This window comes from Gracilibacillus oryzae, from assembly GCF_009498735.1.
In the GTDB taxonomy this organism is placed as follows: Bacteria; Bacillota; Bacilli; order Bacillales; family Amphibacillaceae; genus Gracilibacillus; species Gracilibacillus oryzae.
In genome coordinates, this window is record NZ_ML762428.1 from 155,162 (window position 1) to 162,373 (window position 7,212).

The 7,212-nt window shown below is 39.2% G+C and carries 7 protein-coding genes; all 7 read right to left on the reverse strand.

The window, feature by feature from the left end; genetic code table 11:
• Positions 1-624: 624 nt before the first annotated feature.
• Positions 625-1,347, reverse strand: coding sequence for an amino acid ABC transporter ATP-binding protein (locus F9U64_RS08840; protein ID WP_153402648.1), 723 nt, complete (start codon positions 1,345-1,347; stop codon positions 625-627).
• On the reverse strand, positions 1,344-2,000 hold the full coding sequence (locus tag F9U64_RS08845) for an amino acid ABC transporter permease (RefSeq protein ID WP_153402649.1): 657 nt from the start codon (positions 1,998-2,000) through the stop codon (positions 1,344-1,346). Before F9U64_RS08845 ends, F9U64_RS08840 begins: the two co-directional genes overlap by 4 nt.
• 113 nt (positions 2,001-2,113) lie before the next feature.
• Entirely contained in the window at positions 2,114-2,917 is an 804-nt protein-coding gene (locus tag F9U64_RS08850) for a basic amino acid ABC transporter substrate-binding protein (RefSeq protein ID WP_153402650.1), read from the reverse strand.
• Between the two features lie 179 nt (positions 2,918-3,096).
• The gene (locus F9U64_RS08855) at positions 3,097-4,002 is read right to left on the reverse strand and encodes an AEC family transporter (protein ID WP_153402651.1); all 906 of its coding nucleotides are present in this window, start codon (positions 4,000-4,002) and stop codon (positions 3,097-3,099) included.
• Between the two features lie 17 nt (positions 4,003-4,019).
• Positions 4,020-5,171 carry an MFS transporter gene (locus F9U64_RS08860; protein WP_153402652.1) on the reverse strand — a complete coding sequence of 384 codons (1,152 nt, stop codon included), beginning with the start codon at positions 5,169-5,171 and terminating at the stop codon, positions 4,020-4,022.
• Between the two features lie 149 nt (positions 5,172-5,320).
• Entirely contained in the window at positions 5,321-6,091 is a 771-nt protein-coding gene (locus F9U64_RS08865; RefSeq protein ID WP_228275638.1) for a CAP domain-containing protein, read from the reverse strand.
• Positions 6,092-6,147: 56 nt separating this feature from the next.
• On the reverse strand, positions 6,148-7,131 hold the full coding sequence (locus F9U64_RS08870) for a Gfo/Idh/MocA family protein (protein WP_153402654.1): 984 nt from the start codon (positions 7,129-7,131) through the stop codon (positions 6,148-6,150).
• Positions 7,132-7,212 lie beyond the last annotated feature (81 nt).

Consider the following 7,212-nt stretch of genomic DNA (forward strand, 5'->3'; position numbering starts at 1 on the left):
TGGTTGGGCTTTTTTTTTTGGAAAAATTGCTCTGAAAAGACTCTTTTTCATCCTTTTACAGGATTAGGAAATTGGTGAATGCCTTCGCTCTCTCTCCGTCTGCCTCTCACGGCATTCAGAGCAGCGGTGAATTCCTTCGCTCTCTCTCCGCCTGACTCTCATGGCATTCAGAGCACCTGTGAATGCCTTCGCTCTCTTTCCGCCTGATTCTCATGGCATTCAGAGTACCTGTGAATGCCTTCGCTCTCTTTCCGCCTGATTCCCTTGGCATTCAGAACAGCAGTGAATACCTTGGCTCTCTTTCCGCCTGACTTTCATGGCATTCAGAGCAGCGGTGAATGCCTTCGCTCTCTTTCCGCCTGACTCCCACGGCATTCAGAGCAGCGGTGAATGCCTTCGCTCTCTTTCCGCCTGCCCCTCACGGCATTTTGTAACTTCTTTATAGATTAAACACATTAGAACAACTCGCATTGCTTGTCATTTAACGAATTTTTCTTATAATTAAAATTTCTACCAAATCCCTCACAGAACTCCTCTACTCCTATCGTCCAAAAAAAAGAAGGCTGCCCATACTCAGAGCAACCTTCCCCATTATCCTATTCATCTTAAAATTCAACAAGCGATCTACAGCACCTTACTCAAAAACGCCTGTGTCCGTTCATGCTGCGGATTCTGGAAAATACTTTTCGGATCATTTTCTTCCACTACATAGCCTTGATCCATAAAAATCACACGGTCGCCCACTTCACGAGCAAAGCCCATCTCATGTGTGACAACAACCATTGTCATTCCTTCTTCTGCCAGTTGCTTCATTACTTCCAACACTTCGCCAACCATTTCCGGATCTAATGCGGAGGTTGGTTCATCAAACAGCATAACTTTTGGTTCCATCCCTAATGCACGAGCAATGGCAACCCTTTGTTTCTGACCGCCAGATAATGAATCAGGGTAAGCCCCAGCCTTATCCTCCAGGCCTACTTTCGCCAGCAATTCCATCGCTTTTTTCTCTGCATCTTTTTTGTTCCACTTTCTTACTGTAATCATCGGTAATGTAATGTTCTGCAAAACCGTCTTATGTGGAAAAAGATTAAATTGCTGGAACACCATCCCAACTTCTGCACGTAATTTATTGATATCGACTTTTTTATCTGTCAGTACTTTTCCATCAATCTCCACTGTTCCCTCTGTGATTGATTCAATTAGATTTAAACAACGAAGAAAGGTTGATTTCCCTGACCCAGAAGGGCCAATAACAACAACAACCTCTTTCTGTTTAATTTCGACATTGATATCTTTTAAAACTTCTAATTCACCAAAGGTTTTCTTTAAATGTTTAACAGAGATCATTTGACATCAAACCTTCTTTCCAAATAATTAAGTAAATAGGTCAATGAAAGGGTAAGAATTAAATAGGCGACTGCCACTGTTAAATACGGCTCCCATACACGGTAATACTGACCGGCCGCAGCTCTTCCCCAATACAGCAATTCTGGTGCTGCAATCATTGCACCAAGTGATGAATCTTTTAATAAAACGATAAATTCATTGCCAAGCGGCGGGATCGAACGTTTGAATGCTTGTGGCAATAGCACATAACGCATGACCTGGAACTTATTCATTCCTAACGAATGAGCTGCCTCTGCCTGCCCCTTATCTATTGATTGTAACCCGGCACGGAAAATTTCTGCAACATATGCAGAAGAATTCAGTGATAAAGTCACCAGAACCGAAGTAACTGCTGTTGTATCACCTAAGACTGTTGGCAATACAGCATAATGGAATAAAAATAGCTGCACAAGTAATGGTGTTCCTCTTAGAAAATTAATGTACCATACAAAAGGAATACGAATAATTGCATGCTTTGACATTTTACCAAGTGCAATAAAAAAACCTAAAACACATCCGACTAACACACCAACGACTGACATTACTATTGTTAACAGCATACCTTCCAAGAAAAAAGGCATATATTCTGCAATAATATCAAATCTAAAATCCATCTGTTTAACTCCTTTCTATATCTTATACTTTGCTTTTTGATTCCCGAATTTATACACAGCAAAACAAACAGAAAAGCGCAACGAGAAACCGCTACGCTCACACACAACTTTCTTTATTGTAATGCTTCAATATTTGGCTCTTCACCAAACCATTTTTCATATAATTCTGCATATGTGCCATTGTCGATTAATGTTTTTAGTGCTGAATTGATGTCCTCTGTAACTTCACTGTCTTTAGGGAACATAATTCCATAAAATTCAGATTCGAATGTATCTGTATCCTCGATCATTTCCACCTTAGCATCAGGATTATTTTTCACATATTCACTTGCAACAACATTATCCGTTACAACAGCATCAACATCACCAGATTGTAATGACATAAACGCTAATGTATTTGCTTCGTATTTAGAGATATTCGGATGGTTAGTTCCCAGAATCTTTTCGGCAGCTTCTGCACCTGTTGTACCTGACTGCACACCGACTTTGAGATCTTTAATGTCTTCCCCACTTGTAATATTCTCACCTTCACGGAAAACTATTTTGTGTGTTGATTCAAAATAAGGAGAAGAGAAATCATATGTTTGTTTACGATCATCGTTAATTGTGATTCCTGCAATCGCAAGATCTGCTTCACCGTTCTGAACAGCTGCCAGCATTGATTCCCAGCCTACATTTTTGATATCATAATTGTAGCCTGCCTCATTCATTACCGCATCGATCAACTCGATGTCAAAACCAGCTAATTCCCCTTTATCCAAGTAAGAAAAAGGCATGAATCCTGATTCTGTTACGACAGATAATGTTCCTTTGCTGTTTTCACTGCCTTGCGTATTCTCACCATCTGACCCAGTTCCACACGCAGCCAATAATGCCACAAGCAAAACAGCAGCAATTTTCAATATATTTTTATACATAAATATTCACTCCATTTGTTATTTATACAATTAATATTTTTTATAATAAAGCATATTTATACAGAAAACAATAGCTTTTATCAATTTTATTATATTTTAATAATTCTGAAAATTCAATAAAATATGAATAAATATACAAGAAAACGGAGAAAGGCGGTTCACCCTCCCCGTTTCTAATCCTACACTAAAATAAATAACAATACTGGTAATGTAACTAAACTCAGGATTGTTGTAATTAATGTAGCACTTGATACAAAATTCGGTCTTGCTCCAAACTGGAGGGCATACATGGTTGTATTCGCCGCTGTTGGCATTGCTGCTGATAGAATAAGTATATCTTTTACCATCTCATCAATCGGCATCGGTAATGTAATCAAATAGGCAATGATTGGAGCAATAATCAGGCGAAACAGCACCGATAGCGACAATTTACCAAACTCCAGATCATTTAATTTAATCATCGCAAGCTGCATCCCTAAAACAATCATAATGACCGGAATCGTGGCGTCTGCCACCATATCAATCGCTGTCATCATTTGCTGATTGATGCCAATGCCACTTACATTTAATATTATCCCTAAAACAGCGCCATATATGATCGGTACTCTTATCACATTCCTTAATGGGGAAATACTGATATTTTCACCTGCCTCCCCGCCTTTCGCAGCAACATAAATACCGATTGTACACATGATTAATGTTTGTAGAACCATTAATATGATTGCATAATGAAACCCTTCTTCCCCAAACACAAGCAAAACCAGCGGGGTACCATAATTCCCATTATTCATAAATACAGAGGCAAGGATAAATCCACTTTTTTCTGACCCATCCCAGCCGCGGAAATAGCCAACAAGATAGCAAAACAATAAACTTACTAAACACACTGCAAGTAAAAAACCACCTAAATAAATGTAATCCATATTTAGATCATTTTCGAAAAATGTCCTGAAAGCAAGGACTGGAGACATTAAATAGATCGTAAGGGTTGAGATTGATTTAATGTCCATCCGTAGAAATCTTATTCCAATATAACCAATCGCAAAAATGCTGAAGATTGGTATAAGTACCCCAATGAATTGCAATATTATCACCTAATTTATTATGATTTCCCATACGGAAAAATATGATAGAGTAAAATTAATACAGAACCAATCGCAGACATCAAGCCCATATAAGTATACAGACTCTCACCGCCCAAATTGTCCATAATCATTCCACCAAGCAATGAGCCGATGATCCCTGTCACCCCTAAAGCAACCGAAACAAAGACCAAATGACCTGTCGACTGCAAATACTTTGGAATAAGGCTTGTTACATAGGAAAATGCCGTCAGATAAAATACGCCATAGGTCAGACCATGTAAAAACTGTAATCCAACAATCAGCACCGGATCTGCTAATATTGCATAAAGAAACCAACGAATAGAAAATAGCATCCCTGCTCCAATAATAAAAATTAAAGGATGAAATTTCCGGAACCACTTGCCCGCAGTAGCAAATACAATAGCTTCACTAGCCACACCCGCAAACCAGGCAAAGCCGACCAATTGCTCTGATCCTCCCAGATTTGCAATATGAATTCCTATAAAACTATCATTTGCACGATGCGTCGTCGTAATGAGAATAATTAATCCAAGAAAAATAATAAAGGGTTTCTTTTTTATTAATAAACCCATATCTTTCAACTGAACAGGACGTGTTTCTACATCAGCATCAACCAAGCGTGTACTTGTTATAAAGGCAGCCCCAGCCAAGACTAAATAAGGCCAGACCATATACTGAATGCCAGTCAACGCAAGAATTTGACCGATAATTAAAGAGGATGTCGCAAAACCAATAGAACCCCATGTTCTTATAGCACCAAACGAAACCCCTAACTGATCTGCTCTTCTCTGTGCTAAACTGTCACCCAGAGCCCCAATTGGAGCTGCAAAAAAGTAATAAGAAGCCCCTAACGTTAATAACAGAGGTAATGTAGCCATCTGCAAAAAGAACGTACTGCTGATTAATACCCCGATTAAACATATCATCATAATCCGTTTCACTGATTGAGCTTTGTCACTCATATAGCCCCAGAAAGGCTGAGAGATAATGGATGCAAACGGGCCAATTGCCATCACCATACCAATCTCTGTCCCGTCTAATCCTCTAAATTGTAAGTACAAAGGTAAAAAAGTAACAATTACAGTATTTGCTGCATGGAAATAAAACAACAACATCTTCAAAGGTATCGTTGATTCGCCCTGTGCCACAAAATGGCCCCCTTCTCTATGGTGTAAAATTATTCCGTAACAACTAAAACCTTATTATACGGATTATACACACCAATGAAAAGTGAAATGTTTTTATTAAAAATCATGCTCACAAAAGAAAAAGCCGAACATTTTGTCCGGCTTCCTCATTATTTTTTGATAAACATTTGCGTCCAGTAATCACCATTAGCTTCATAACCAACCCCAATATGAGTAACCGCTGGATCCAGCATGTTTCTTCTATGTCCTTCACTATTCAGCCAACTTTGCACAACCTGTTCTGCGGATTGCTGGCCTGCAGCTATATTTTCGGAAGCTTTGGTATATTCCACTCCAAAGGTCTGCATCATATCAAAAGGTGAGCCATATGTTGGCGATGTATGAGAGAAATAATTATTTTGTGCCATATCCTCTGATTTTGTTTGCGCAACACTTGCTAATTCTGCATCCAGCTGAAGTGCACCTGCACCATTTTCCTGTCGCGCTTTATTTGTCAGATCTATCACCTGCTGCCTTATTTGATCAAGCTGACCACCATTGTTACCATCCTGGTTCGGTGTATTTGGTGCCGTTTCTGTTCGATTATTGCCTTGTTGCCCGTCTTGCGGAACTTGCTGCTCATTCCCTTGTCTTAAGTTGTCTTGTGGTGTTTGCTGCTGAAATTCATTGCGTTCCCGATATTTAAAATTTGGGTCATATGGTCTGTCTTCAAATATATTCTGTTCTCTGCCTGGATTTACAGGTATTCTAAACCTGCTGTCTTCTTCTAATTGCTGACCAGTGCCTACCTGTTCACCATCATAGCTCACATAATTCGGCTCTATATTCTCACCTTCACGATCCTGTAAGGAAGATTGATTACAAGCAACCAAAAACAAACAAAGACAAAATACAGCAATGTGTAAATATTTATTATGCATTAAGGTTACCTCCATTTATCATATGTTCAACCTTACTATGCACAACTTCTTACACATTATTCAAAGTCACTGAGTGTTATTATTTTCCCTTCTTTAATTGATTTTTCAGCTGCCATCGCAACTTTAAATGAATGAAATGCATCTTGATATGGAGATAATATAGTTGAGTTGTCATTATTTCTTACTGCTTCAAGAAAAACTTTTGTCTCTTCATAATATGGGTTGTTCTGAGCTTTAAAATATTCTTTTTTGTCTGCAAAGGCTGCTTCAAAACTTTGCATTTGCCATGTCATAATCCCTTTATCTGTATACGCCTTAATGCCAACATCCCCGATACCATCCGGGAGTACAGAAGTGTTCGCAACTTGAACAATCACACCACTTTCCATCGTTAAGGTGAAAGACCCGACATCTGCTACCGAAATGGTGCTGTCCGTTTTTGCATTTGCGTTCTGGGCTTCCTGTGCAAAAACAGATTTTACTTCTCCATAGACAAAACGGATCAGATCAACAAGATGGGTCGTCTGCTCATTAAATTGCCCTCCTGATAAGTTTTGATCTCTCCACCAGTAGACAGGTGGCATGGAACCCATCCATCCGGCTGTCACCATTCCAGTTCTCATCTCACTATTATAGCGCTTCCATTTTTCGATGATATCAGAATATCGGAAGTGATATCCCACTGAAGTCAAGTGGTCTTTCTTTTCCACTAAGTTTTTGATTTCTTTCACTGTTTCCATATCTTTACCTAGAGGCTTTTCCACAAAAAAAGGGATTCCTTCGTCAATAAGCAGCTTTTCATAATTCCCATGCCCCATTGGTGGCACACAAATGTATACAGCATCAGGCCGGTCATCAGAAATCAGCTCTTCCAATGACCCAAAGACTCTCGTTCCCGGATAATTCGAAGCAAGTTCCTCTGCTTTGCTTTTACTGGAGCCAACAAAACCAACTACCTCTACTTCTTCAAACTTAGATAAGATATCCAGATGATGTTTAGTAAACCATCCAGTTCCCACCATTCCAATCTTTATTGCCATTTTTCACACCTACTCCCTGAATATTTGTTTAGAACGCCAACCACCAAAACGATAATACGAGTATGCAATGAGACTGCTTAC